General features: G+C 64.3%; 24 protein-coding genes. 10 read left to right on the top strand and 14 right to left on the bottom strand.

Annotation, left to right across the window (positions count from 1 at the left end; translation table 11 throughout):
• The first annotated feature begins 100 nt into the window (after positions 1 to 100).
• Entirely contained in the window at positions 101 to 2,014 is a 1,914-nt protein-coding gene (gene speA, locus ASF66_RS14260) for an arginine decarboxylase (protein WP_056844333.1), read from the top strand.
• A gap of 3 nt (positions 2,015 to 2,017) precedes the next feature.
• Complete coding sequence (locus ASF66_RS14255) at positions 2,018 to 2,875, top strand: alpha/beta hydrolase (RefSeq protein WP_056844332.1); 858 nt, start codon at positions 2,018 to 2,020, stop codon at positions 2,873 to 2,875.
• A gap of 97 nt (positions 2,876 to 2,972) precedes the next feature.
• Here ASF66_RS14255 and ASF66_RS14250 read toward each other — a convergent pair whose 3' ends face one another.
• Entirely contained in the window at positions 2,973 to 4,310 is a 1,338-nt protein-coding gene (locus ASF66_RS14250; protein ID WP_056844331.1) for an MATE family efflux transporter, read from the bottom strand.
• A gap of 144 nt (positions 4,311 to 4,454) precedes the next feature.
• Here ASF66_RS14250 and ASF66_RS14245 point away from each other — a divergent pair, with 144 nt between their 5' ends.
• Complete coding sequence (locus ASF66_RS14245) at positions 4,455 to 9,356, top strand: alpha-2-macroglobulin family protein (protein WP_056844330.1); 4,902 nt, start codon at positions 4,455 to 4,457, stop codon at positions 9,354 to 9,356.
• A gap of 48 nt (positions 9,357 to 9,404) precedes the next feature.
• Here the strand turns inward: ASF66_RS14245 and ASF66_RS14240 are convergent, their stop codons facing one another.
• Positions 9,405 to 9,698, bottom strand: a complete 294-nt coding sequence (locus ASF66_RS14240; RefSeq protein WP_043190966.1) for a hypothetical protein — start codon at positions 9,696 to 9,698, stop codon at positions 9,405 to 9,407.
• A 149-nt stretch (positions 9,699 to 9,847) separates the two neighbouring features.
• Between ASF66_RS14240 and pbpC the strand changes: the two genes are divergently transcribed.
• Complete coding sequence (gene pbpC / locus ASF66_RS14235; RefSeq protein ID WP_056844595.1) at positions 9,848 to 12,160, top strand: peptidoglycan glycosyltransferase PbpC; 2,313 nt, start codon at positions 9,848 to 9,850, stop codon at positions 12,158 to 12,160.
• Between the two features lie 31 nt (positions 12,161 to 12,191).
• Here the strand turns inward: pbpC and ASF66_RS14230 are convergent, their stop codons facing one another.
• From ASF66_RS14230 to ASF66_RS14200, 7 genes are all read right to left on the bottom strand, one after another.
• Positions 12,192 to 12,662 carry a prepilin peptidase gene (locus ASF66_RS14230; protein WP_056844329.1) on the bottom strand — a complete coding sequence of 157 codons (471 nt, stop codon included), beginning with the start codon at positions 12,660 to 12,662 and terminating at the stop codon, positions 12,192 to 12,194.
• 125 nt (positions 12,663 to 12,787) lie between these two features.
• Positions 12,788 to 13,351: a DUF4136 domain-containing protein gene (locus tag ASF66_RS14225; protein ID WP_056844328.1), complete on the bottom strand. Its 564-nt coding sequence runs from the start codon at positions 13,349 to 13,351 to the stop codon at positions 12,788 to 12,790.
• An 18-nt stretch (positions 13,352 to 13,369) separates the two neighbouring features.
• Entirely contained in the window at positions 13,370 to 13,987 is a 618-nt protein-coding gene (locus tag ASF66_RS14220; protein WP_056844594.1) for a DUF4136 domain-containing protein, read from the bottom strand.
• 20 nt (positions 13,988 to 14,007) lie between these two features.
• On the bottom strand, positions 14,008 to 14,757 hold the full coding sequence (locus tag ASF66_RS14215; protein ID WP_056844327.1) for a methyltransferase domain-containing protein: 750 nt from the start codon (positions 14,755 to 14,757) through the stop codon (positions 14,008 to 14,010).
• The gene (locus ASF66_RS14210) at positions 14,754 to 15,059 is read right to left on the bottom strand and encodes a MazG-like family protein (protein WP_049861957.1); all 306 of its coding nucleotides are present in this window, start codon (positions 15,057 to 15,059) and stop codon (positions 14,754 to 14,756) included. Before ASF66_RS14210 ends, ASF66_RS14215 begins: the two co-directional genes overlap by 4 nt.
• Before the next feature lie 54 nt (positions 15,060 to 15,113).
• Positions 15,114 to 15,980 carry a MaoC family dehydratase gene (locus tag ASF66_RS14205; RefSeq protein WP_056844326.1) on the bottom strand — a complete coding sequence of 289 codons (867 nt, stop codon included), beginning with the start codon at positions 15,978 to 15,980 and terminating at the stop codon, positions 15,114 to 15,116.
• Position 15,981: 1 nt separating this feature from the next.
• Positions 15,982 to 17,322, bottom strand: a complete 1,341-nt coding sequence (locus tag ASF66_RS14200; protein WP_056844325.1) for a 3-oxoacyl-ACP reductase — start codon at positions 17,320 to 17,322, stop codon at positions 15,982 to 15,984.
• Between the two features lie 105 nt (positions 17,323 to 17,427).
• On the opposite strand from ASF66_RS14200, the gene ASF66_RS14195 reads away from it, so the two are divergent.
• Positions 17,428 to 18,717, top strand: coding sequence for an acetyl-CoA C-acetyltransferase (locus ASF66_RS14195; protein ID WP_056844324.1), 1,290 nt, complete (start codon positions 17,428 to 17,430; stop codon positions 18,715 to 18,717).
• Here the strand turns inward: ASF66_RS14195 and ASF66_RS14190 are convergent.
• The gene (locus tag ASF66_RS14190; RefSeq protein WP_056844323.1) at positions 18,704 to 19,735 is read right to left on the bottom strand and encodes a bile acid:sodium symporter family protein; all 1,032 of its coding nucleotides are present in this window, start codon (positions 19,733 to 19,735) and stop codon (positions 18,704 to 18,706) included. The genes ASF66_RS14195 and ASF66_RS14190 overlap by 14 nt on opposite strands.
• A gap of 87 nt (positions 19,736 to 19,822) precedes the next feature.
• Between ASF66_RS14190 and ASF66_RS14185 the strand changes: the two genes are divergently transcribed.
• The gene (locus tag ASF66_RS14185) at positions 19,823 to 20,605 is read left to right on the top strand and encodes an AraC family transcriptional regulator (RefSeq protein ID WP_056844322.1); all 783 of its coding nucleotides are present in this window, start codon (positions 19,823 to 19,825) and stop codon (positions 20,603 to 20,605) included.
• 165 nt (positions 20,606 to 20,770) lie between these two features.
• Entirely contained in the window at positions 20,771 to 21,664 is an 894-nt protein-coding gene (locus tag ASF66_RS14180; protein WP_056844321.1) for a PA4780 family RIO1-like protein kinase, read from the top strand.
• A gap of 36 nt (positions 21,665 to 21,700) precedes the next feature.
• Here ASF66_RS14180 and cueR read toward each other — a convergent pair whose 3' ends face one another.
• Positions 21,701 to 22,102 (bottom strand): Cu(I)-responsive transcriptional regulator, encoded by a 402-nt coding sequence (gene cueR / locus ASF66_RS14175; protein WP_056844320.1) that lies wholly within the window; start codon positions 22,100 to 22,102, stop codon positions 21,701 to 21,703.
• 57 nt (positions 22,103 to 22,159) lie between these two features.
• Positions 22,160 to 22,546: a hypothetical protein gene (locus ASF66_RS14170; protein WP_056844319.1), complete on the bottom strand. Its 387-nt coding sequence runs from the start codon at positions 22,544 to 22,546 to the stop codon at positions 22,160 to 22,162.
• Between the two features lie 144 nt (positions 22,547 to 22,690).
• Between ASF66_RS14170 and ASF66_RS14165 the strand changes: the two genes are divergently transcribed.
• Positions 22,691 to 22,888 (top strand): heavy-metal-associated domain-containing protein, encoded by a 198-nt coding sequence (locus ASF66_RS14165; protein WP_056844593.1) that lies wholly within the window; start codon positions 22,691 to 22,693, stop codon positions 22,886 to 22,888.
• Positions 22,889 to 23,091: 203 nt separating this feature from the next.
• Positions 23,092 to 24,285, top strand: coding sequence for a multidrug effflux MFS transporter (locus tag ASF66_RS14160; protein WP_056844318.1), 1,194 nt, complete (start codon positions 23,092 to 23,094; stop codon positions 24,283 to 24,285).
• On the opposite strand, the gene ASF66_RS14155 is transcribed toward ASF66_RS14160, so the two are convergent.
• Positions 24,282 to 24,461, bottom strand: a complete 180-nt coding sequence (locus tag ASF66_RS14155) for a hypothetical protein (protein WP_049861947.1) — start codon at positions 24,459 to 24,461, stop codon at positions 24,282 to 24,284. The two genes, ASF66_RS14160 and ASF66_RS14155, sit on opposite strands and share 4 nt — an antisense overlap.
• A gap of 415 nt (positions 24,462 to 24,876) precedes the next feature.
• Between ASF66_RS14155 and ASF66_RS14150 the strand changes: the two genes are divergently transcribed.
• On the top strand, positions 24,877 to 25,572 hold the full coding sequence (locus ASF66_RS14150) for an ArsR/SmtB family transcription factor (RefSeq protein ID WP_049861946.1): 696 nt from the start codon (positions 24,877 to 24,879) through the stop codon (positions 25,570 to 25,572).
• A 48-nt stretch (positions 25,573 to 25,620) separates the two neighbouring features.
• Here ASF66_RS14150 and ASF66_RS14145 read toward each other — a convergent pair whose 3' ends face one another.
• On the bottom strand, positions 25,621 to 26,574 hold the full coding sequence (locus ASF66_RS14145) for an adenosine deaminase (RefSeq protein ID WP_049861945.1): 954 nt from the start codon (positions 26,572 to 26,574) through the stop codon (positions 25,621 to 25,623).
• Positions 26,575 to 26,605: the final 31 nt, after the last annotated feature.

Below are 26,605 nucleotides of genomic sequence, written 5' to 3'. Positions count from 1 at the left end.
GGGGTCTACCCCTGCAGGCGCAGCAACCGTCATCTTTACCCTCTACACTGCGCAGGGCCTGATGGCCCGTGACAACCGACTTTTTTCATAGGGGACCTCGATGTCCGTACGACGCACACGCAAAGACGATGGCAGCCAATGGACCGTGGCCGACAGCCGCAGCGTTTATGGCATCCGCCACTGGGGCGCGGGCTATTTCGCCATCAACGAGGCCGGCCGTGTCGAGGTTCGTCCCAACGGCCCGGACAGCTCGCCGATCGATCTTTACGAACAGGTCGACCACCTGCGCAAGAGCGGCCTGTCGCTGCCGCTGCTTGTGCGCTTCCCCGACATCCTGCAAGATCGCGTGCGCCAGCTGACCGGGGCCTTCGATGCCAACATCGCCCGCCTGGAATACCAGAATCGCTACACCGCGCTGTATCCGATCAAGGTCAACCAGCAGGAAGCGGTGGTGGAAAACATCATCGCCACCCAGGGCGTCTCGATCGGCCTGGAAGCCGGTTCCAAGCCCGAGCTGCTGGCCGTGCTGGCTCTGGCGCCGAAAGGCGGAACCATCGTCTGCAACGGCTACAAGGACCGCGAGTTCATTCGTCTGGCCCTGATCGGCCAGAAGCTGGGCCACAACGTCTTCATCGTCATCGAAAAAGAGTCCGAAGTGGCGCTGGTCATCGAGGAAGCGGCCGACCTCAAGGTCAAGCCACAGATCGGCCTGCGCGTGCGTCTATCGTCCCTGGCTTCGAGTAAGTGGGCCGATACCGGCGGAGAAAAATCCAAGTTCGGCCTGTCCGCTGCGCAACTGCTGTCGGTGGTCGAGCGCTTCCGCGAAGCCGGGGTCGATCAAGGCATTCGCCTGCTGCATTTCCACATGGGTTCGCAGATCGCCAACCTGGCGGACTACCAGCATGGCTTCAAGGAAGCGATCCGCTACTACGGCGAGCTGCGCGCGCTCGGCCTGCCGGTCGATCACATCGACGTGGGCGGCGGTCTGGGAGTCGACTACGACGGTACCCATTCGCGCAACGCCAGCTCGATCAACTACGACATGGACGACTACGCCGGTGTCGTGGTGGGCATGCTCAAGGAGTTCTGCGATGCCCAAGGCATGCCGCATCCGCACATCTTCTCGGAAAGCGGCCGCTCACTGACCGCGCACCATGCCATGCTGGTGGTGCAGGTCACCGACGTCGAACGTCACAACGACGAAGTCCCCGAGATCGTCGACAAGCAGAGCCTGCCCGAAACCCTGCAGTGGCTGGTCGACCTGCTCGGCCCGACCGATATCGAGATGGTCACCGAGAACTACTGGCGCGCCACGCACTACATCAGCGACATCGCTGCGCAGTACGCCGACGGCAAGGTGACCCTGGCCCAGAAGGCGCTGGCCGAACAGTGCTACTTCGCCGTGTGCCGTCGCCTGCACAACTCGCTCAAGGCCCGCCAGCGTTCCCATCGCCAGGTACTGGACGAGCTCAACGACAAGCTCGCCGACAAGTACATCTGCAACTTCTCGGTGTTCCAGAGCCTGCCCGATACCTGGGCCATCGGCCAAGTGCTGCCGATCCTGCCGCTGCATCGTCTCGACGAAGAACCGCTGCGTCGCGCCGTGCTGCAGGACCTGACCTGCGACTCCGACGGCAAGATCAAGCAGTACGTGGATGAGCAAAGCATCGAGACCAGCCTGCCGGTACACGCCGTCAACCAGGGGGAGGATTACCTGCTGGGCATCTTCTTGGTCGGCGCGTACCAGGAAATCCTCGGCGACATGCACAACCTGTTCGGTGACACCGATTCGGTGAACATCTATCAGCGTCAGGATGGCAGCGTGTACAGCGCCGGTATCGAGACCCATGACACCATCGAAGACATGCTGCGCTATGTGCACCTGTCCCCCGAAGAGCTGATGACCCATTACCGCGACAAGGTCGCCAGTGCCAAGATCACTGCGCGCGAACGCACTCAGTACCTGGACGCCCTGCGCCTGGGCCTGACCCGCTCTTCGTACCTGTCCTCGTAACGCATGGGCCTGGCTGCCCGGTTGCTCGCCTTCGCAGTCCTGCTGGGGCTGCTGGGCGGTTGCTCCGGGTTGCGCACCCTGGATGTCGTGACGCCGTCCAGTGGCTACCAGCTGACCCAAGGGGTAGCCTACGGCCTCGATCCGCGTCAGAAGCTGGACGTCTATCGTCCCAACCGACCACTGCCGGCCACGCCGGTGGTGGTTTTTTTCTATGGGGGCACCTGGAGCAGCGGCGAGCGAGGCGACTATCGTTTCCTCGCCCAGGCGCTGGCTGCTCGCGGCATTCTGGTGGTGGTCGCCGACTACCGTCTCTACCCGCAGGTGCGCTATCCCAGCTTTATCGAGGACGGCGCCGATGCCGTTGCCTGGACCTATCGAAACATCGATCGGTACGGTGGCGACGTTCGCCGTCTGTTCGTGATGGGTCACAGCTCCGGCGGCTATAACGCGGCCATGCTTGCCCTCGATCCGCAGTGGCTGCGTAAAGCCGGGGTCCCCGCCAATGCACTGCGCGGCTGGATTGGCCTGGCCGGCCCCTATGATTTCCTGCCGATCGAGAATCCCGAAGCCAGGCCGGTATTCTTCTTCCCCGATTCACCGCCCCAATCGCAACCCATCAACCAGCCTCTGGCAGGCTCGCCTCCAGCGTTGCTCATCGCCGCGACCCATGACTCGACCGTGGACCCGGTACGCAACAGCGAAGGCCTGGCGCACCGACTGCGCGCCGCTGGCGTCCTGGTGCAGGAACGCTATTACCGCCGACCGAACCATCGCACCCTGGTCGCCTCATTCGCCTGGCCCCTGCGCTGGCTGGCACCGGTGGTGGACGAAGTGGCCCGCTTCGTCACAACCCACCATTGAGGGAGCCGCTTCTCTATGGGCGCAGGCTCTCTGTGGAAGCGGGTTCTCTGTGGGAGCGGGTTCTACCCGCGAAAGGGCCCAGACAAGCGATACAAAACTAAGACACCCACTCATCCCTGCGCTGCAACCGCCACGCAATCCACCCCAGCGTCACCGCCCGCAGCATCATGAACAGCAGGAAACTGATCCACAGACCATGATTCCCAAACCCGGTGCTCCACCAGCCGATCGGCAACATCACCGCCACACTGACCAGCATCGCATTGCGCATCTCCCGCGCCCGCGTTGCACCAATGAACAGGCCGTCCAACAGATAGCTCCCCACCGCAATCAGCGGCAGCACGGCCAGGTATGGCAGGAACGGATAGGCCGCCTCGCGGACACCGGGAATATCGGTCTGCAGATTGACGAACACATGCCCACCGAGCAGAAACAGCACGGCAAACCCACTACTGGCGATCAGCGACCAACCAAAGGACACCACCAGCGAACGGCGCAGCGTTTGCCGATCGCGCGCACCGATGGCGTGCCCGCACAACGCTTCGACCGCATGGGCCAGGCCGTCCAGCGCATAGGCAGTGATGAGCAGACCGTTGAGCAGCAGCGCATTGGCGGCCACGGTGGCGTCGCCCAAGCGTGCGCCCTGAATGGTGATCAGCAGAAAGACCCCGGACAGCGCCAGGCTGCGCAGAAAGATATCGCGGTTGACGCCCAACAGCTGCTGCCAGTTGCGCCACGACTGCAGTGCTGTCCACACCATATGCCCCGGATAGGCGCGCAGGGAGGGACGGGTGAGGGCCAGACCGAGCAGGGCGCCAGCCCATTCGGCAATCACTGACGCGCGCGCCGAGCCCAGGACGCCCCAGTCCAGGCCGAGCACGAACCACAGGTTCAGGACGATGTTGACCACGTTGGTGGTCAGCAGCAGTTGCAACGGCGCGCGGGCGTTCTGGGTACCAAGGAACCAGCCGATCAGGGCGTAGCTGGCCAGGGCCGCGGGCAGCCCCAACAGACGCGTCTGGAAAAAGTCATGGGTGGCTTGCTCCAGTGCCGCGGACGGCGACATGAAGCTCAGGGCGAGGTGGCTGAAGGGCAGGGCCAGCATCGACAGCAGCAGGGAAAACAGCAGCCCCAGGCTCAGGCCCTGCACGAGGATCTGGCGCAGCGCGTTACCGTCGCGGCGCCCGGCCGCCTGTGCGGCGAAACCGGTGGTGCCCATGCGCAGGAAGCTCATCAGCGACACCATGAACGTAAACAGGCTGCCGCCCACGGCCACTGCGCCCAACTGGTGAGCGTGGGGCAGATGGCCGATCACGGCGCTGTCTACCAGCGTCACCAGCGGGACCGACAGGTTGGACAGAATCATCGGTGCAGCCAGGGCCCAGACGTTCTTGTGGGTGAGGCGATGGCGCCAGTCGGTCAGTAGGGTAGACATGCAAGCTCCGCATTCGGGGCGGGGATTGTAGCCCACACTCGCAACACCACGGCACAGTTGTCTCAACCGGTAACCCTGCCTACGAAAACGTCAATATTGATATATATTCTCAGCCTTGCTTTTCACTGCCCCAGGTACCTCACATTGAACAAAGGACTGTTTCTGGCCTGCGCACTGGCCCTGCTCGGCGGGTGCGACTCATCGACCTCGGAAAAACCCGTCGAACCCGCGCCACCTGTCGCAGCAACGGCTGCGCCCAAACCTGCGGCCAGCGTCGATCTGCCTGCCCTGGCGAAGCGCTACCAAGGCCGTGAGCTGACCGTCGCCGATGCCTCGGAAATTCAGCTTGATGGCGCCAGCACCCTCTCGGTGACCTTCACCGCACCGCTGGATCCCAAGCAGAACTTCGCCGACAAGGTTCACCTGGTCGACAGCACCCGAGGCACACTGGACGGCGCCTGGGAACTGTCCGACAACCTGATGGAGCTGCGCTTCCGCCATCTGGAGCCCAAGCGCAAACTGGTGCTGACGGTCGATGCCGGCCTGCTCTCGGTGAACCAGGGCACCTTGGCCAGTGCGTACAGCAGTCGCCTGGAAACCCGGGACTTGCAGCCCACCGTTGGCTTTGCCAGCCGCGGCTCGCTGTTGCCTACCCGACTGGCCGAAGGCTTGCCGGTGATTGCGCTGAACGTCGACAAGGTCGATGTCGAATTCTTCCGCATACGGCCCGAGCAACTGCCGGCCTTTCTCAGTCGCTGGGGCCGCAACAGCAGCCTGCAAAGCTATGAATCCCGCGAGCTGTTGCCCATGGCCGAGCTGGTCTACGGCGGTCGCTTCAATCTCGATCCGGCGGCCAATACCCGCGAGACCCTGCTGCTGCCCATCGGCGGTATCAAGCCGTTGCAGCAGCCGGGCGTCTATCTGGCGGTGATGCGTGCCTCGGGCACCTACGATTATGCCCAACCGGCGACGCTGTTCACGCTCAGCGACATCGGTCTCTCCGTGCATCGCTACGCCGACCGCCTGGACGTGTTCACCCAAGCCCTGGAAAGCGGTCAGGCGCTGGCCGACGTCAGCCTGCAGTTGCTGGACGCTCAGGGCCGTGTCATCGGCGAGAGCAAGACCGACGCTGCAGGCCATACCGAAATGGCTTCTCCGGTCAAAGCCGAGGTGCTGCTGGCCCATCGCGGCGAGCAGACCAGCCTGCTGCGGCTGAATACTGCTGCCCTGGATCTGGCCGAGTTCGACATCGCCGGGCCCAAGGCACATCCGTTGCAGTTTTTCGTTTTCGGTCCGCGCGACCTGTACCGCCCTGGCGAAACCGTATTGCTCAACGCCTTGCTGCGCGACAACGACGGCCATCCGGTCAAGCCGCAACCGGTGAGCGTCGAGGTCCGCCGCCCGGACGACCAGCTCAGCCGCAAATTCGTCTGGCAACCGGACGATGCGGGCTTCTATCGCTATCAGCTACCACTGGCGGGCGAAGCCCCAACCGGGCGCTGGCAACTGCTGTTCGACCTGGGCGACGGCAAGCCTCAGGTCTATGAGTTCCAGGTGGAAGACTTCCTCCCCGAGCGCCTGGCCCTGGACCTCAAGGGCCAGGACACGCCTATCGCACCTGCCGATACGCTGGATGTCGACGTAACCGGCCGCTATCTGTACGGCGCTCCGGCCTCGGGCAATCGGCTGAGCGGCCAGTTGTACGTGCGTCCGCTGCGCGAAGCGGTGCCTGCACTGCCGGGTTTCCAGTTCGGCTCTTTGACCGAAGGCGAACTCAGTCAGGATCTGGAGCTTGATGAAACCCCCCTCGATGCGCAGGGCAAGGCCAACCTCGCCATCGACAGCCGCTGGAGTGACGCCAAGTCGCCCCTGCAACTGGTGCTGCAAGCCAGCCTGCAGGAGTCCGGTGGTCGTCCCATCACGCGCCGGCTGGTGCAGCCGGTCTGGCCCGCTGAACGGCTGCCCGGCGTGCGCGGCATGTTCGACGGCGAGAACGTCGACGGCGACGGGCCGGCCGAGTTCGAGTTGCTGGTCGCCGACGCCCAAGGCCACAAGCTCGCGGCCGATGGGCTCAAGGTACGGCTGGTGCGCGAGCGCCGCGACTATTACTGGAATTACTCCGAGAGCGACGGCTGGAGCTACAACTACAACGAGAAATACCTGAACCTCAGCGAGGAAACGGTCTCGGTCGCCGAAAGCGGTACGACCAAGGTCAGTTTCCCCGTGGAATGGGGGCCCTATCGCGTCGAGGTCGAAGACCCACAAACCGGCCTGGTCAGCAGCCTGCGTTTCTGGGCTGGCTACAGCTGGCAGGACAATACCGAGGGCGGCGCGGTACGCCCGGATCAGGTCAAGCTGGCGCTGGACAAGCCTCACTACGGCGATGGCGACACCGCCAGGGTGACGGTGACACCACCGGCCGCCGGCAATGGCTATCTGTTGGTGGAATCTGCAGAGGGCCCCTTGTTCTGGCAGGAAATCGACGTGCCCGCCGAGGGCAAGACCTTCGACATCAAGGTCGATCCGAAATGGGCCCGGCATGATCTCTACATCAGCGCGCTGGTGATTCGCCCCGGCGAACGCAAGGCCAACGTCACCCCCAAGCGTGCGGTCGGCCTGCTGCACCTGCCGCTTGATCGCGCTGCGCGCAAGTTGGCGCTGAGCCTCGACGCGCCCTCGACCATGCGTCCCCAGCAGCCCCTCACGGTCAAGGTGCAGGCCCGCAACAGCGACGGCAGTATCCCGCGTCAGGCTCACGTGCTGCTGGCCGCGGTGGACGTGGGTATCCTCAATATCACCCAGTACGCCACGCCGGATCCTTTTGCCGCCTTGTTCGGCCGCAAAGGCTACGGTGCCGACCAGTTGGACGTCTACGGCCAGTTGATCGAGGCAGGGCAGGGACGGCTCGCCAGTCTGGCCTTCGGTGGCGATGCCGCCAACCTGGCCAAGGGCGGCAAGCGCCCACAGAGCAGCGTCAACATCGTGGCCCTGCAAAGTGCACCGGTGACGCTGAACGAGCAGGGCGAAGGGCAACTGACCCTCGATATCCCCGACTTCAACGGCGAGCTGCGGGTGATGGCGCAAGCCTGGACCGAAGATCGCTTCGGCATGGCCGAAGCCAAGACCGTTGTCGCCGCGCCCCTGGTCGCAGAACTGTCTGCACCACGCTTCCTTGCCGGCGGCGACCAGGCGCGCGTTGCACTCGACATCACCAACCTGACCGAACGATCACAGACCCTGACCGTGCAGTTGAACACCGAAGGCCCGTTGATCCTGCTGGACGCCCCCCGCAAGCAGTTGCAGTTGGCCAAGGGCGAGCGTCGGACGCTGTACGTGCCGGTGCAAGCCTCGGGCGGGTTGGGCCAGGGGCACATCAAAGTGCTGATCGAGGGCCTCGACCTGCCTGGTGAAACCTTGCCGCCCATCACTCGGGACTGGACCCTGGGCGTGCGTCCTGCCTATCCCGCCCTGGTCAGGCATCTGCGCAGCGTGCTCAAGGATCAACCCTGGACGCTGCCGACCGGTGCCCTGTCACCCTTCGAACCCGCAGGACGAGAGGCGCTGCTGACTCTGTCGAGTCGGCCGCCGCTGAACATCGGCGAGCAGATCAAGGCGCTCAGGGCATATCCCTACGGCTGCCTGGAGCAGACCGTCAGTGGCCTGTACCCGTCGCTGTATTCCGATGCCGCCAGCCTGAAGAAGCTGGGAGTGGAGAGTGATACGGATGCCGAGCGCAAACGCAAGATGGACATCGGCATCGAACGGCTGCTGGGCATGCAGCGCTACAACGGCAGCTTCGGGCTGTGGGGCGCGGATGGCGAGGAGGAGTACTGGCTGACGGCCTATGTGACCGACTTCCTGCTGCGCGCCCGCGATCAAGGCTATGCCGTACCCCCGGAGCCGTTGAAGAAGGCCAATGAGCGGCTGCTGCGCTACCTGCAGGAGCGCGACCTGATCGAGGCCGACTACAGCGACAACCTGGAACACACCCGCTTCGCGGTTCAGGCGTATGCCGGTCTGGTGCTCGCGCGCAGCCAACAGGCGCCGTTGGGCGCGCTGCGCAGCCTGTTCGACCGGCGCAGCGATGCACGCTCGGGTTTGCCGCTGGTGCAGTTGGCGATCGCCCTGCAGAAGATGGGCGACCAGCCTCGTGCCGACCAGGCGCTGCAAGCCGGTCTGGCGGCCAGTCGCAGCGATGCTGACTGGCTCGGCGACTATGGCAGCCCGCTGCGCGACCAGGCCCTGGTACTCGCCTTGCTGCAGGAGAATGACCTGAGCAAAGCGACGCTCGAAAAGCGTCTGTTCACTCTCTCAGACCTGCTCGCCAGCAGCAGCTGGCTCTCCACCCAGGAGCGCAACGCCCTGTATCTGGCCGGTCGCACGGCACTGGCTTCGCCTCAGCAACCCTGGGCCGCCCAACTGCAAAGTGCTGGCACCCGCCACGCGCTGACTGACGCCCAGCCTGCGCTGAAGCTGGCCGACGGCGCGCTGTCCGAGCCGCTCACCGTCACCAGCCAGACGCAACAGCCGCTGTACCAGCAGTTGACCTTGTCGGGCTATCCGGCACAGCCACCAGCGCCGTCCGCAGACAACCTGTCGATCCGTCGCCAATACCTGAGCCTGGACGGCGAGCCGCTCAAGCTCGACGCCCTCAAGAGCGGCGATCTGGTGCTGGTGCATCTGGTCGTGGGCGCCAAGCAGCGTGTAGCGGATGCATTGGTGGTGGATCTGCTGCCTGCCGGCCTGGAAATCGAGAATCAGAATCTGGCGCAAAGTGCCGCCAGCCTGGACGACGCCAGCAGCAACGTCAGGCAGTGGCGCGAATCGATGCAGAACGCCAGCCTGCAGCATCAGGAGTTTCGCGATGACCGCTACGTGGCGGCACTCAAACTCGATGGTTATGGCAGCACGCACCTGTTGTACCTGGCTCGTGCAGTGACGCCCGGTACCTACAAGGTCCCGCCGCCGCAGGTGGAGTCGATGTACCGGCCAGGCTGGCATGCGGTCGGCGCTACGCCAGCGGATCTTGCGGTTCGGCCCAGGTGACCGTGTGCAAGGGCAGCCGCTGGCTGCCTTTGCCATTCGCCAGAGGGTTTACTGAATGATCCAGCTCAGCAACCAAAGGCCCAGCACGGCCCAGATGACACCCATGATGATCGACGCACGCATGAACGCTCGGACAGCGGAATACAGAAACAGCAGCCCCACGATCAAGGCCGCGATGGTGACGATGTTGGTGTCCATGCCCAGGGTCCGCGACAGGCCGTCGACGAAGTTGCCCCCTGCGTTGCCGAGCAGGCTGAACAGCCAGCTCAGGCTGTCGACCACCCAACGGATGATGGCGCCCAGGGCCTGTCCCAACCACTCGAAAAAGCCTTCTACATGCATAGCTGCGTCCTGATTCGGTTAGTGGCATTCACGCCATTGTGCCCCCTTTGGCCATGCGCCAGCGAACCAAGTTCCCGACAGCGCCAGCAAGGTTGGCGCACTTGATCCGCAGCATTCTCGTTTTTCCAGAGTGGCCTCGACGTAGATTCATTCGCCGTGCGCTGTTGGCGCTTGGTGTGCCGGTGGTGCTCCTGTGGCTGGCCGATCGGCTCTGGCCGCTGCCGTTGCCACAGGATGACCTGGCCCGCGTGGTGCTGGCCGAGGACGGTACACCGCTGTGGCGCTTCGCCGATGCCGAGGGCGTGTGGCGCTATCCGACCAGCGTGGAGCAGGTGTCGCCCTATTATCTGGAAGCCTTGCTGACCTACGAAGACCGCTGGTTCTACGAACATCCAGGTATCAATCCGCTGGCGCTGGTCCGCGCGGCCTGGCTCAACCTCAGCGGTGGGCGAGTGCTTTCGGGCGGCAGTACGTTATCGATGCAGGTGGCGCGGCTGCTCGATCCGCATTCGCGGACCTTCTCCGGCAAGCTGCACCAATTATGGCGAACCGCACAATTGGAGTGGCACCTGAGCAAGAGGCAGATCCTGACGCTGTACCTGGATCGCGCACCGTTCGGTGGCACCCTGCAAGGCGTGGCGGCAGCCAGTTGGGCGTATCTGGGCAAGCCGCCCGCGCAGCTCACCCGCAGCGAAGCCGCCTTGCTGGCGGTGCTGCCCCAGGCGCCGAGCCGCCTGCGTCCTGACCGGCATCCGCAGCTGGCGCAGACCGCTCGCGATAAAGTGCTGCAACGCATGGCCGACCAAGGCGTGTGGCCCGTCGCTCAAGTGCGCGAAGCACAACAGGAGCCCTTGTTGCTGGCCCCGCGGCAGGAGCCGGCATTGGCGCCGTTGCTGGCCCGGCGCCTGAACCGCAGCGACAGCCCGCCGCTCATCCACACCCTGATCGACGCCAGCCTGCAGCGGCGTCTCGAAGACCTGCTGCTGGGCTGGCGTGCGCGCCTGCCGGAGCGTACGTCGGCGGCGATTCTGGTAGTGGATGCCCAGGCCATGGCCGTGCGTGCCTACCTGGGCTCAGTGGACCTCGCCGATACCCGGCGCTTTGGCCATGTCGACATGGTCAGCGCCATCCGCTCGCCGGGCTCCACGCTCAAGCCGTTTCTCTATGGCATGGCCCTGGATGCCGGACTGATTCACTCCGAATCGCTGTTGCAGGATGTTCCGCGACGGTACGGGGACTACCGCCCCGGCAACTTCTCTGCGGGGTTCAGCGGTCCGGTCGCGGCCAGCTCGGCGTTGTCCCTCTCGCTCAACCTGCCCGCCGTGCAGTTGCTCGAAGCGTTGGGCCCCAAACGCTTTGCCGCGCAGTTGCGCAACGGTGGCCTGAACCTGAGCTGGCCGCTGGCCGCCGAGCCCAATCTGGCCATGGTCCTGGGCGGCGTGGGCAGTCGGCTCGACGATCTGGTCGCCGCCTACAGTGCCTTCGCGCGTAGCGGCAACAGTGCCGTCCTGCGCTGGCAGCCACAGGATACATTGCGCGAGCGGCCCATGATGTCGGCAGGTGCCGCCTGGATCGTGCGGCGTATCCTCAGCGGTCAGGCCCGACCGGATCAGGACCGACACGCCGACCTGGTCCAGCGTCCCGCGCTGGCCTGGAAGACCGGCACCAGCTACGGCTTCCGCGATGCCTGGTCGATCGGCGTCGGGCCGCGCTATCTGATCGGCGTGTGGATCGGTCGGCCCGATGGCACCCCGGTACCCGGTCAGTTCGGTCTGGCCTCGGCCGCGCCATTGATGCTGCAGGTCCACGATGTGCTGAGCAATCGCGATGCACAGCGGGCCATTGCCGCGCCGGTCCAGCCCATGCCCGCCAGCGTCGGCGTCGCCGCGATCTGCTGGCCTCAGGGGCAACCCCTGGATCGAGGCGACCCCAACTGCCGCCGCCAACGCTTTGCCTGGACCCTGGACAACACCGTCCCGCCTACCCTGCAGGCATTGGATCAGCCCCTTGGGACCGGTCTGCTGCAACAGGTCTGGCTTTCGCCGCAGGGACTGCGAACCAGCGCCTCTTGCCCGGATGCCCAAGGGCGGTCCATCGCATTGTGGCCTGCCGCTCTCGAACCCTGGTTACCCAAAGCCGAGCGCCGGGAAATGCGTTTGCCCCAGGAAGACCCGCAATGCCCGGCACCTCCATTGCCGTCCATGGCAGCGCTGTCCATCGTCGGTGCCCGCAACGGCGACCGCCTGCGCCAGCCGACGCCCAACGGCGGTCCCCTGCGGCTGCAGCTCTCCACGCTCGGCGGGCAGGGGCCGTATTGGTGGTTCATCAATGGCAAGCCTCAAGGAAATATCGCCGGAGACGGTAGCTTGAGCGCCGTGTTCGAGCGGCCGGGCAGTTATCAGGTCAGTGTGCTGGATGAAGCAGGGCAAACGGCCAAGGTCGAACTGACCGTGTCGAACTAACCATATCGGATCAGGGCCTTTGAAAAAGCAATCAGCTCAGCCAGAACAGCGTCATCACGAAACCGGCGAGCAAGAAGGGCGTAAGGGGCAGCACGGTCGCTGCATTGGGGTCCAGATAGACCGCCTTGCGCCGGTAGCGAATGCTCAGCCGCTGCCAGATCAGCGGCGTGACGAACACCCACAGCACCAGGGCCACGATGCCGCCGATGAGGGTTCCGACCAGATGGCTGCTGTCCGAAGCCAGAGCCAGGGCCCAGAGCAGCTTGACCTCACCACAGCTCAGCCGACCGTTGAGGTAGCCGGGCAACGTCAACGCCATGCTCAGCACCAGCGCCGCTGCCGCTTCCACCATGCTCGATCCGATCCAGGTGTGCCCGGTGGAAAACAGGCACGCCAGCGCCAGCACCCCCGCGCCGACGGTCAACGTATCGGCGATGCGCCTGTGCCGAATATCCTGCTCGGCGCACAGGGTAAACCAGAGGAGAAGAACGAGACTTGGCATGGCAGCACCCGCTTGAGTACGACAGTGGATCACTTCTGAAACAGGCCTTCTGCTTTCAGATTAGACGCCTCGCGCACGACGAAGGGGTGACTGCAGGACTTTTTTTCTCTGGCAGGCTGAGCCGCTCAGCGGGGCGGGTAGGTGGAGAGGATGTCGCTCACCGCTTTCTGAATGACACTGTTGCGTTCACTCGGCGACACGGCACTGTCGTTGACCAGTTGCTCGGTGCTGCCGCGCCAGACCAGCTTGCCGTCGCGTCCATCGAGCATGTCCAACTGCAAGGTCGCGACCTTGTAATCGATGCTGCGGGTTTCATTCATCGCTGGCGTGGCCCAGTACGGCCCCCAGTAGCCACCGCCCCAGCCACCTCCATAGTTGGTGGTGACCTGCTGCTGACGGTTATCGACAATCAGGTACGCCTGCACGGTCACGTCGGCACGGCCACCGGCGGCGGCCGGCCGCAGACCTCGCTTGTCGAGCTGAGTGCTGACGGCTTGGCGAATGCGCTGCTCGGTCAGGTCGCTGCGCACCCGCGGATCGTCCGGCCGGTATTGCACGGCCGGTTCCTTCCAGGCCCAGCTGCGGTAGGCCGCAAAGTCGCGGCTGGCATCGAAATCGTGATTGACCCGAGGGGTTTGGCATGCGGCCAGCAACAAGGCCAGGGGTAGAACGGCAAGACGACGCAACATGATGAAATCTCCTGTGGATCAGGAAGGAGGATAAGCCGTGAGCGCCTTTTCTACCGCGTTGCGTAACGCCTCGTTACGATCGCTCAGGCTACCCTGGCTGCTGGTTTCAGCACTCGCGCTCCAGACAGGCTGGCCGCTCTTGCCGTCGAACAGGTCGATGCGCACCACCATGACCTGGATCTGGTAGGTGCGTATCACCGGATAACTGCCGTAACCGCCGAAGCGATCATAGCGATCGTACGGCCCGTAACCACGCCCATACCCGGCGCCGTAGCCAACGTCGTCACGGGTCTGTTGCAGGCGCGTCTCCATGCGCAGGCTGGTACCGACCCGCAGATCGGCAGTGCCGCCACTGCGTTGCGGACGCAGGCCACGCTGGTCGAGGGCATTGCTCACAGCCTCGGCGATCTGCGCCGAATCCGCCCAGCTGGTCCCGGCCGGCAACTGCCCATTGACCCAGGCCCAGTTGCGGTACTGGGCATAGTCGCGCGCAGGCGCGGGATAGGCGCTGGCGTCGAAGGTCTGCGCGGCCTGCGCCGGTGCCGGCGGCAACGGTCTGGAACTGGCCACATAGGGATTGGGGCTCTGGCAGGCCGCCAGGGCCAGGCAAACAGCGCAAAGTGACAGGCGACGCATGGCAGTCTCCGAAATACCGATCAAGCGGGGCGGCAGATCCAGTGCAGGTAACGGCCCAGGCCAGCAAACGCCGGATGCCGCCGATGGGCAAGCTCCATTTCCACCAGTTGTTCCAGGTCGGCGCGCTTCTGGAAGTCGATGGGCATGTAGTCGTGAAACACGCGCACGCCACTCATGGATTCGACATGCCACGCGCCTCCAAGTTGCGCAGCCAGTTCGCGCGGGTCCAGCGGCTGCTGCGGCGTCAGGCTCTGCTTCTCGCCGGCCAGCTCGTTGCTGTGCAGCTTGCGGAAGTGGCCTTTGAGCAGGTTGCGGTAGACCAGCGCGTCGCGATTGTAGAACGCCAGCGACAGCCAGCCATGGGCGGCGGTCAGCGAATGCAGCACCGGCAGAATGGCGTGCGGTTCGGCCAGCCACTCCAGCACCGCATGACAGATCACCAGGTCGAAGGCAGGCAGCCCCAGTTCGGGCAACTGCTGCCAGGACGCCTGGATGAAGGTTGCGTCCTGGCCTGCGGCGGCGAAACGCTCGCGGGCGCCATCGAGCATCGGTTCGGCCGGTTCGCTTAGGGTGACCTGGTGACCTTGCTCGGCCAGCCACAACGCCATGTGTCCCAGGCCACCGCCGACATCCAGCACCCGCAGAGGACGCTGCGGCAAGGCCTCGCGCAGGTCGGCCTGAAGTACGGCGAGTCGGATCGCACCCTTGGCACCGCCATAGATCTTTTCGGCGAAACGGGTCGCCAGTTGATCGAAATGGCGATCGTTCATCGCGCGAACCGCCGCTCGCTGTCGGCCAGCTTGGCGCGCACTACCTGATCCATGTCCAGACCCAGTTCGCTGCACAACAGCAACAGGTACAGCACCACATCGCCGACTTCCTGGCCTGCGTGTTCGAGTTGCTCGGCCGACAGGTGTCGCGACTGGTCTTCGGTCAGCCACTGGAAGATCTCCAGCAGTTCGGACATCTCGACGCTGGCCGCCATGGCCAGGTTTTTCGGGCTGTGAAAGCGCCGCCAATCGTTGTTTTCGCGAATCTGGTGCAGGCGTTGGGTAAGTGCGTCTAGGTTCATTGCAAAGCTCCTGAAGGCGCATAGCTTCAAGCCGAACTTTGCCGAACGCAATAGCTACAGGGTCGCCGGGCCCCACGTTCCGCTCATGTGCAACAGATCGTCGCGACCGTGCAACGCCAGCTCTCCACTCGGGCCCGCCGCGCTGGCACTGAGAATAAGCTCGCTGGGCAGGCGTACCGGCTTGTGAAACGCCACCTCCAGTTGGTGGTTGCTCTGCGGCAAGCGCTCACGCAGCGCGGCCACGCTCTGCGCCAGGCTCCACATGCCGTGGGCGATGGCGGTGGGAAAGCCGAACAGGCGTGCGCTCAGCGCACTGAGGTGAATCGGGTTGTAATCCCCCGAGACCCGCGCATAGCGCCGCCCGGTGTCGGCGGCGGCGTACCAGCGATGCACCGCGACCAATGCGGATTGGGGCTCCTGGGCATCCGTCTGCACAGGGTTTGGCAAACCGTCGATCTTTGCCTGGCGACACAGCATCGTGCTGTGTTCCTGCCAGAGCGGGCCCAGGGGGTCATCGACCTGGGTCACCAGATCGAATGTCACGCCTTTCTCGTGGGCCTGCAGATTCTGCGCGTGTACGCTGACCCGCACGCCGGCGACGCCGCCCAGTGGGCGCAACACCTGGATGCGATTGCGCAGATGCACCAGACCCAGCACTGGAAACGGAAAACGCTTGTCGGTCAGCAGGCGCATCTGCAGGGCGAACGCCAGGACATGCGGGTAAGTGGCGGGGAGCATGCCGCCTTCGCCGAACCCGCACAGCTCGCGATAGGCCGCCAGATGCCTTGGGTCGGCCGATAGATTGCAGCGCAGGCCCAGATCGGGCAGGCGCTCGCCGGTGATCTTGCGATTGAGCGCAGCTTTCAGATAGGCGCGGGGCAGGTCAGCGTTGCGTGGCAAGGTCTGCCAATGGATCGCCATGTCAGGCCCCCAGGATGCTTTGGCCGCATACGCGCAGCACTTGCCCATTCACGGCACCACTGCCTGGCTGCGCCAGCCAGGCGACGGCTTCGGCGACGTCCTGCGGCTGTCCGCCCTGGCCCAGCGAGCTCATGCGTCGACCCGCCTCGCGCAGGGCGAAGGGCATCTGTGCGGTCATGCCGGTTTCGATGAAGCCGGGCGCCACGGCATTGATGGTCGCACCTCGGGTGGCCAGCTTGGGCGCGAATGCCTCGGCCAGGCCGATCAGCCCGGCCTTGCTTGCCGCGTAGTTGCTTTGCCCGCGGTTGCCGGCAATGCCCGAAGTCGAAGAGAGCAGTATCACTCGACCGTCGTCACGCAACGTGCCGCGATCGAACAGCGCCTGGGTCAGGCGTTGCGGCGCAAGCAGATTGACGGCGAGCACCGAGTCCCAGTACTCGGGCGTCATGTTGACCAAGGTCTTGTCGCGCGTGATGCCCGCGTTATGCACGACGATATCGATCCCTTCCGGCAGCGCCTCGATCAGCCGCTCGGCCGCGTCGCTGGCGCAGATGTCCAGATCGATCGTACGGCCTCCCAGTCGCGCCGCCAGCGCTTCCAGATCGGCACGCGCCTGGGGCACGTCAAGCAGGACCACGTCGGCGCCGTCGCGGGCCAGGGTTTCGGCGATCGAAGCACCTATGCCGCGCGCAGCGCCTGTGACCAAGGCCCTGCGGCCTGCCAGTGGCCGCGTCCAGTCGCTGACCTGACGCGTGCTGGCCCGCAACGACAGCACCTGGCCCGACACGAACGCACTTTTTGGCGAGAGAAAGAAGCGCAGGGCGCCTTCCAGTTGTTCGTCCGCTTCGGGAGCCACGTAGAGCAACTGCAAGGTGCCGCCGTTGCGCAGTTCCTTGGCCAGCGATCGGCTGAAACCTTCCACGGCGCGCTGGGCAATGTGCGCTTCGGGGTCATCCAGATCGCGAGGCTCGCGCCCCAGGATGACGATATGCGCGTTGTGATCCAGGCTCTTGATCAGCGGCTGGAAGAACTCGCGCAAGCGCGCCAGCTGAGTGCTGTCGACGATTCCACTGGCATCGAACACCACCGCCTTGATGCGAGGACCCAACCCTGCAGTCCAGTCCGGCAGGCCGGCGGCACCGAAGGCCGTATCGGTGAGGCGCTGGGCGAAGCCGGCAACCTTGTCGGCCAGCGCGCCGCCGCCCAGCAGCAGGGCGCCTTCCACCGGTCGCATGCGTCCACCTTGCCAGCGCTCCAGGCGTGCCGGCGCTGGCAGGCCGACGGCACTTACCAGGCGGCGACCAAGGTCGGAGTTGACGAAGTCGATATATCGATCGGACATGGAACAGGCTCCGGGTCAAAGGGTTCAAAGTGTGGACCACGGCAAGGCCCGCGTCGTTCGCCTGGGCCCTTTGCAGCACGTTTCTTCCAACCCAGGATGTCCGCCATGAACCTTGACACGAATCCGGTGCGCCGGGTTGCCATCATCGGCAGCAACCGCATTCCTTTCGCGCGAGCCAACGGGCCCTACGCGCGGATCGGCAATCAGGCGATGCTCACGGCTGCGCTCGAAGGCCTGATCGAGCGCTATGCACTGCATGGCCTGCGCCTGGGCGAAGTGGCGGCAGGCGCGGTGCTCAAGCACTCCCGGGATTTCAATCTGACCCGTGAATGCGTGCTGGGCTCGCGGCTGTCTGCGCAGACTCCGGCCTACGATGTACAGCAGGCCTGTGGCACAGGCCTTGAGGCTGCGCTGCTGGTGGCCAACAAGATCGCCCTTGGCCAGATCGAATGCGGCATCGCCGGTGGCGTCGACAGTGCTTCCGACGCCCCGATCGCTGTCGATGAAGGGCTGCGTCAGATTCTCTTGCAGAGCCACCGCGCCAAATCCTTCGGCGAGCGCGCCAAGGCGTTGCTGCAACTGCGACCTCGGCATTTGAAACCCGAACTGCCGCGCAACGGCGAGCCGAGAACCGGGCTGTCGATGGGGCAGCACTGCGAGCTGATGGCGCAACATTGGAACATTCCCCGCCAGGCGCAGGATGAACTGGCCCTGCGCAGCCATCACAGCCTCGCGGCGGCCTATGCCGAGGGATGGCAGGACGATCTCAGCACGCCATTCGGTGGCCTGGTTCGCGACCATAATCTGCGTCCCGAGTTGACCCTGGAAAAACTGGCAGCGCTCAAGCCGGTGTTCGAGAAGAGCCCTCAGGGCACGCTGACGGCAGGCAACTCCACGCCGTTGACAGACGGCGCGTCGGTGGTGCTGCTGGCCAGTGAAGCCTGGGCACGGGAACGCGGACTGCCGGTGCTGGCGTATTGGCGCGACGGCGAGGCGGCAGCGGTCGACTTCGTCGGCGGCCAGGAAGGTCTGTTGATGGCGCCGGTCTACGCCGTGCCGCGCTTGCTCGCCCGCAACGGCCTGAGCCTGCAGGATTTCGACTACTACGAAATCCATGAAGCCTTTGCCGCGCAGGTGCTCTGCACGCTCAAGGCCTGGGAGGACGCGGACTACTGCCGCACACGCCTGGGCCTGGAGGCGCCGTTGGGTCCGATCGATCGATCTCGCCTCAACGTCAAGGGCAGCTCCCTGGCGGCAGGACATCCGTTTGCCGCCACCGGTGGCCGCATCCTCGGCAACCTGAGCAAGCTGCTGGACAGGGCCGGCGGCGGCCGCGGCCTGATTTCCATCTGCGCCGCCGGCGGGCAGGGCGTCACCGCAATCATCGAGCGATGACAGGGTCTCCCACGGGTGCGACGGCCGCTTTCAGACGCAGCTGATTGGCGTAGTTTTCCGCCATGATCGAACAAACGATCAACTGCAGCGGGTGGTAGATCATGATCGGCAGCAGGATCAGGCCCAGGCCCGGGTTGCTGCCGAAGATCAATGCGGCCATCGGCGCACCGGCCGCCAGCGATTTCTTGCTGGCGCAGAAAACTGCAGCGACCTTGTCGGCGTGGCTGAAGCCCAGCCACTTGGCCGTGCGCGTGGTCAGCAGCAGGATCAGCGCCAGCAACAGCGCGCTGCCGCCCACCGCGATGGCCAGGACCGAGGCGCCTTGCTGCTCCCACAGCCCCGACATCATCGAGTTGCAGAAGGCGGCATACACCAGCAGCAGGATCACTGCCTTGTCGATCAGGTTGGTGTAGCGCTTGTGCTTCCCGAAAAACTTGCCGAACAGGGGGCGCAACAATTGGCCCAGCACCAGCGGCAACAGCAGCATGGCGCACAGGTCCAGCAGAGTTTCCCCCAAGTCGATGCCGCCCGAACCACCGCCGACCACCAGCGCGCAGAGGAACGGCGTGATGAAAATACCCAGCACACTCGACAGGCTGGCGTTGAGAATTGCCGCCGGCACGTTGCCGCCCGCACTGCCGGTCAAGGCCACCGACGAAGAAATGGTCGACGGCAAAGCGGCCAGGTACAGGAAACCCACCATCAAAGTGCCGGGAATGAACGCACCCAGGGTCTTGTCGCAGGCCAGCCACAGCAATGGGAACACCACGAAGGTGAAAGCCTGCACCATCACATGCAGGCGCCAGTTCTTCAAGCCGTGGCGGATCTGCTCGCTGGACAGGTTCATGCCATGCAGGAAGAACACCACGAACACGCCGATATTGGTGACCAGGCCGGCATGCATCGCGCCGCCGGTGGCGCCGAAGCGGGGAAACAGCCAAGCCAGCAGAACGGCCAGCACCATGCCGCAGAGGAACCAGTCGGTTACCACGCGCTTGAGGTGTTTGAAAATGTGCATGAAAGAATCGCCTGTGCGTCGATGGACATTGAGATGAACAGGCTAACTCAGGCACTCTGTTACCGTCTCGCGATAGAGAGCCAATCAATGCCGACAAACGGACATGCTCCGCCGCCACGCTCCATTCCCGACCTGGCCAGCCTGCCACGACCCTTGTACGCCCGTGCCGAAAGTCTGGGCGCAGGTTCGTGGACTCCAGCCCATCGGCACGACTGGGCGCAGTTTTCTTACGCCATCAGCGGCGTGCTCGGGGTTCATACCGACGAAGGCAATTTCTTCGCGCCGCCGCAGTGGGGTATCTGGATTCCAGCCGGTGTCGAGCACAAGGTCGTCACCTCGATGCGCGCCGAGATGCGCAGTCTGTACGTGCGCCGCGACGAGTCGCCCTGGCTCACCGAGCACTGCAAGGTGCTCGAAGTCACGCCGCTGGCACGTGAGCTGATCAAGGGCTTCTGCGAGTTGCCCCATGAGTACCCGGCAGGGGACACCGCGCAGGCGCGTCTGGTGCAGGTGTTGCTGGACCAGCTTGCAGTGTTGCCTGAAGTGGCGTTCTCATTGCCCCTGCCCAGGGAGCATCGGCTGTTGGCCTTGTGCAATCAGCTGATCGCGACGCCCGATCAGGCCACCACGCTGAGCCAGTGGGCAAGCCGCCTCGGCACCTCGGAAAAAACCCTGATGCGCCTGTTCCAGCGCGAAACCGGCCTGAGCTTTCGCGCCTGGCGCCAGCGCATGCGGCTGCTGTCGTCGCTGCAGGCCCTGGAGCAGGGTGACAGCGTGACCACGGCGGCGTTGAACCACGGTTATGAATCCACGTCTGCCTTCATCGCCGCTTTCAAGGGGTTGTTCGGTTTCACCCCGGGCGAGCTTTGATGCCCAGGCGCCGCTGTCGCTGCGCCGGGAAAGCGCTATGATCGGCCACCGCTTGGCGAGTAGTTTGCATCCTTTTACAGGCTCGGGTCGGCAAGCCGCGCTCGCTGTGAGAGGATGCCGTCAGAATTCGCGTGTTTGGCTACGAAGGACCCAGAATAAAAGCTGATGAAGACTCCAAAACGCATTGAACCGCTGATCGAGGACGGTCTGGTGGACGAGGTGCTGCGACCGCTGATGAGCGGTAAAGAAGCAGCTGTCTATGTGGTGCGCTGCGGCAAGGAATTGCGCTGCGCCAAGGTCTACAAGGAGGCGAACAAACGAAGCTTCCGCCAGGCGGCCGAATACCAGGAAGGCCGCAAGGTGCGCAACAGCCGACAGGCTCGGGCGATGGCCAAGGGCTCCAAGTTCGGCCGCAAGGAAACCGAGGACGCCTGGCAGAACGCCGAAGTTGCGGCGCTGTTCAAGTTGGCCAGCGCCGGTGTACGTGTGCCCAAGCCGTACGATTTTCTCGAGGGCGTGCTGCTCATGGAGATGATCTGCGACGAGTACGGCGATGCGGCGCCGCGTCTCAATGACGTCGAGCTTGAGCCTGATCAGGCGCGCGAATACCACGCGTTCCTCATCCATCAGATCGTACTGATGCTCTGCACGGGTCTGGTGCACGGTGACCTTTCCGAGTTCAACGTGCTGCTCACGCCCGACGGCCCGGTGATCATCGATCTGCCTCAGGCCGTGGACGCCGCCGGCAACAACCACGCCTTCAGCATGTTGGAACGTGATGTCGGAAACATGGCCAGCTATTTCGGCCGGTTCGCTCCCGAGCTGCGCCAGACCCGCTACGCCAAGGAAATGTGGGCGTTGTACGAGGAAGGCAAACTGCACCCGGCCAGCGTGCTGACGGGCGAGTTCGTCGAAGAGGAAGTGGAAGCCGATGTCGGCGGCGTGATGCGGGAAATCGAGGCCGCGCGCCTGGACGACATTCGTCGACGTGCCGCACGCGAAGCCGACGAGCAGCCAGCCAAGACCACGGAAGAGCCGCCACCGCCCTGGTTGCAGTAGGTACACAGCCATAGGCTGCGGGCGCCTTCTCCCGTGTCAGTTGCAACAGGCCCCGGATGCCAGCTCCTGAAGGATCGGGCAGTCCGGGCGGTCGTCGCCGTGGCAATTGTCTACCAGATGGACAAGCGTATCGCGCAGCTGGCTCAGCTCACCGATGCGACGGTCCAGCTCGTCGATGTGCTTGCGTGCCAATTGCTTCACATCGGCGCTGGCGCGCTCTCGGTCCTGCCACAGCGTCAGCAGCCGGGCGACTTCTTCCAGTGAAAATCCAAGGTCGCGCGAGCGCTTGATGAAGCCGAGCGTGTGCAGGTCTGCGGCCTGATACAGGCGGTATCCGCTGTCGCTGCGCAGTGCCGGCGCGAGCAGCCCGATAGACTCGTAATAGCGGATCATTTTTGCGCTGAGGCCGCTTTCACGGGCGGCCTGGCCGATGTTCATGATTGGAATGCCCTCGGTAGCGTTTGCGCCAGTATCAACCTTGCCCCCTGGACAAGGTCAATACTCCAGCGGCTCGGGCTTGAGGTACAGGCCGGCACTGCCTGCTGCAATGCGGAATTTCTGGATCTGTCCGGCCTGCAGGGTCACGATCACCGGTTTGTATTCGGTCATGCCCGGCGCGCACCCGGGCATCTGTCCAGGCAACTGACGCAGCCCCACCGACACGGGGCCGGGCGGCAGGTTGAAGGAGGTGGCCTGTTCTTGAAACAGTCGGCCGACCAGTTGATCCTGCAGGTAGACCCCGATCTCGCAGGACGTGGCGACTTCCAGTCGCTCCCGGGAAACGATCAGAATGCCGTACGGCTGCCCGGTACCCGCACCGGCCCAACAGCTTTGTGCCGCCAGGGCACACATCCCGAACAGCCATGGAATCATCGGGCGCATCGAATCTCTCCTGCCAGTAGGGTCAGCGTCCAGCTTGGACGAGTGATCTGAGGAATTCCAGCCCGGCCGGACCGGCCGAAACTTGACCTTGCCCCGATGGCAAGGTTGAGAATGACTGCAATCCCGTTCAGCGAGGTACCACCCATGCAACAGTTCAACGTGCAAGGCATGACCTGCGGCCATTGCGTACGCGCCGTAACCCAAGCGATTACCGCCCAAGACCCGGCTGCCGAGGTTCAGATAGACCTGGTAGCGGGCAAGGTCGAAACCAACACCCAGCTGCCGCCCGAGCGAATCATCCAACTGATCGCCGAAGAAGGCTACAGCGCAACCTCCGCATAACCCACCGCATGCACCGCAACTACGGGTGAAACCGTCCCCTGTAGCAGCGGTGCAAGCCGCGTCCGGCCGCAACGCGGCCCCCCCTGACCCACCGCAACCGCTGTCGCCCATGGGTAAATCCCCAGACGGAACCTTCACCCCGATCCCCGCGCAACCCGGTTAGACTAGGTCGCTTGTACTGCCTGGACATAAAGAATACCCCGATGAATTTCAAAACTATCCTGATCCTGGGGGCGCTCAGCGCGTTCGGGCCCCTGGCGATCGACTTCTACCTGCCTGGCTTCCCTGCCATGGCGCTGGCCTTCGCCACCGACGAAAAACACATCCAGACCACCCTGGCGGCCTACTTCCTGGGGCTGTCGATCGGCCAACTGATCTACGGCCCAGTGGCCGACCGCTTCGGTCGCCGGGTCCCGTTGCTCGTGGGCGTCTCGCTGTTCACCCTGGCCTCGCTGGCATGCGCTTTCGCACCCACTCTGGAGTGGCTGATCGCCGCCCGATTCGTCCAGGCTCTGGGTGGTTGCGCAGGCATGGTGCTGGCCCGTGCCATCGTCAGCGACAAATGCGATGCGGTCGGATCGGCCAAGGTCTTCTCGCAACTGATGCTGGTCATGGGTTTGGCGCCCATCCTGGCACCCCTGCTCGGGGGTGTCCTGGTGAACGGTTGGGGCTGGCAGTGGATCTTCATCGTGCTCACGCTGTTCAGCGCCGCCTGCACCCTGTCCGTCGCCCTCGGCCTGCCCGAAAGCATGCCGGCGGACAGGCCGAGACGCCCGCTCAGCGGCGCGCCGAAGCTGTACGGTGGATTGCTGCTGGACCCGGTGTTCATGGGCCATGCGCTGACCGGCGGGATCGCCATGGCCGGCATGTTCGCCTACATTGCCGGGTCACCCTTCGTGTTCATCAAGCTCTACGGCGTACCGGCCGAACACTACGGCTGGCTGTTTGGCAGCAACGCAGCCGGCTTCATCCTGATGGCGCAGGTCAACGCCCGTCTGCTCTCTCGTCGCGGCCCGGCGTGGCTGCTGTCACGCACCGTGTGGATCTACATGGCGGCAGGCGCCGTGCTCCTCGCCCTCAGCGCGCTGAAGCCAGCGGCACTATGGCCGCTGTTGATTCCGCTGTTCGTCTGTCTGGCGAGCCTGGGCGGGATCATCCCCAATGCCTCCGCCTGCGCCATGAGCGGCCAGGGTTCACGCGCCGGCAGTGCATCGGCCCTGTTGGGCTGCCTGCAGTTCAGCCTTGCTGCCGCCACTGCTTCTTTGGTGGGCGTACTGCACGACGGCACCGCCATGCCAATGGCCTGGGTGATCGCCGGCTGCGGCCTGCTTGCCGTCTGCGCGGCGCTACTGACACGCCGATGCCAGCAGCGCCGCGACCAGCAGACAGCCGCCTAGCCGGTACTGGCCTGCCGCACCTGCGGCAGGCCGTGGGGCGCCTGCAGGCGAGCTTCGAGCGTGGCGATGAACGCCCGTGCCTCGGCTTCGCTGCGAAAAGACACCACGTGCTGGTCCATGCTCACTTGCCAGCGGGTGCCACGTGGCTGCTTCAACTCAGAAAGAAGAACGTTCATTGTGATGTCCTCGGGTTCGAGATGAGGGCCCAGTGTAATCCTCATTCGGGGCATGCGAGCGTGGCCCGGCTGCCCGTCGGACTGACGGTGGGGCACTCCACTCAAGACAATCATGTAGGTCTGCAAGGACGGACATTGCGGGAAAAGTCCGTGTGGGGTGTGGGGTCTTGCCTGCCCTGAGCCCTGTCTTCAATCGCCGTTTCGGCAAACGAGCGATACGTTGCGGGCACTTGAGCAAATGTCTTGGAAATTGCCGCCGGTAACCACGGTAAATACAAGTACGGGGTATTGCATATCCCTCGCATTCGAGGGTCAGCCTCGACGATTTCACCCAATTCCGTACAACGGAAGGGTGCATATAATCACCCCGGCAACCATTGCCAGATTGACGAACGTTTCCACAGGGAGTGAATACATGCCACCAACACCTTGCATCAGCAGGATCGCTACATTGCTGGCCGACCCCAAACGTAGCGCGATGCTCTGGGCCCTCATCGACGGTACCACGCGGGGTGCCGATGAGCTGGCATCGCTGGCAGGTGTGTCGGCCTCTTCGGCCGGCGCGCATCTGGCGCGGCTGTCGGCCGGCGGTCTGCTGACGTTCGAAGCCCGCGGGCGCAAGCGCTTCTTCCGCCTGGCCAAGCCAGAAGTGGGGGCCGCCGTGGAAGCGCTGGCCAGCGTATCGCTGGTGCAGGCCAAGACAGGAACGGCTGCGCCGATCAGCGTACCTAAGCCATGCTCGCCCAGGGCGCTGCATCAAGTACGTCTGTGTGGCGATCATCTGGGGGGCGTGCTGGCGGCCGACCTGTTCCAGCGCATGGTCGAAAACGGCTGGCTCGAGCACTATGAGCAACGCCTGGAAGTCACCGCGCTCGGCAGCAGCCGTTTGGCCAGCCGAGGCATCTACACCCAGGCGCTGGTCAATCGCGAGCGCCAACCACTGAACAGCTGCTGCGACTGGAGCACCCAGCGCCCGCACCTGGGTGGCGCACTGGGTGCAGGACTGCTGACCCTGTTTCTGCAGTCGGGCTGGCTCAAGCTCAATGAAGACAGCCGTTCGTTGCAGGTGACCCGGCTGGGCATGATCGAGATCGGCCGCCTGGGCACCTGACAGGGCATTTGACCGATGACAACGGGCGGCGTTTCGACGCCGCCAGCCTCATTGCTTGATCAGGCGTGCATCCAGGCTGTTCTGCGCCAGGCGTCGGGCCTGGTCCTCGGTCATGCCCAGATGGGTGTGCAGCGCGTGATAGTTCTCGGTGACGTAGCCACCGAAATAGGCCGGATCATCGGAATTGACCGTGACCTTCACGCCACGCTCGAGCATGTCGAGAATGTTGTGCTGGCCCATGTGATCGAACACGCACAGTTTGGTGTTGGAAAGCGGGCACACGGTCAGCGGGATCTGCTCGTCGATGATGCGCTGCATCAGCCGCTCATCCTCGATGGCCCGCACGCCGTGGTCGATGCGCTGGATCTTGAGCAGGTCCAGGGCTTCCCAGATGTACTCCGGTGGACCTTCCTCGCCCGCATGGGCCACGGTCAGGAAGCCCTCGTCGCGGGCACGGTCGAACACACGCTGGAACTTGCTCGGCGGATGGCCCATCTCGGAACTGTCCAGCCCCACGGCCACGAAGGCATCTCGGAAGGGCAGTGCCTGGTCCAGGGTCTTCTGTGCTTCGTCTTCGCTCAGGTGGCGCAGGAAGCTCAGGATCAGACCGCTGTCGACACCCAGCCGGGTACGGCCATCATTGAGTGCAGCGGTGATGCCGCCCAGCACGGTCTCGAAGGCAATGCCACGGTCGGTATGGGTCTGCGGGTCGAAGAACGGTTCGGTGTGCACGACGTTCTGGGCCTGGCAACGCAGCAGGTAGGCCCAGGTCAGGTCGTAGAAATCCTGCTCGGTGCGCAGCACATCGGCACCGCGGTAATACAGGTCGAGAAACTCCTGCAGGTTGTTGAACGCATAGGCTCCGCGCAGCGCCTCTACATCATTCCAGGGCAATGCGATCTTGTTGCGCTCGGCCAGGGCGAACAGCAGCTCGGGTTCCAGCGAGCCTTCCAGGTGCATGTGCAGTTCGGCCTTGGGCAAGGCATTGAGCCAGTCGTACATGGTGTCTTCATTCTCTCATCAGGTGCAATCC

This window comes from Pseudomonas sp. Leaf129, from assembly GCF_001423465.1.
GTDB lineage: Bacteria > Pseudomonadota > Gammaproteobacteria > Pseudomonadales > Pseudomonadaceae > Aquipseudomonas > Aquipseudomonas coleopterorum.
The sequence above is the reverse complement of the archived record's forward strand: the minus strand, read 5'-3'. Positions and strand labels throughout refer to the sequence as shown.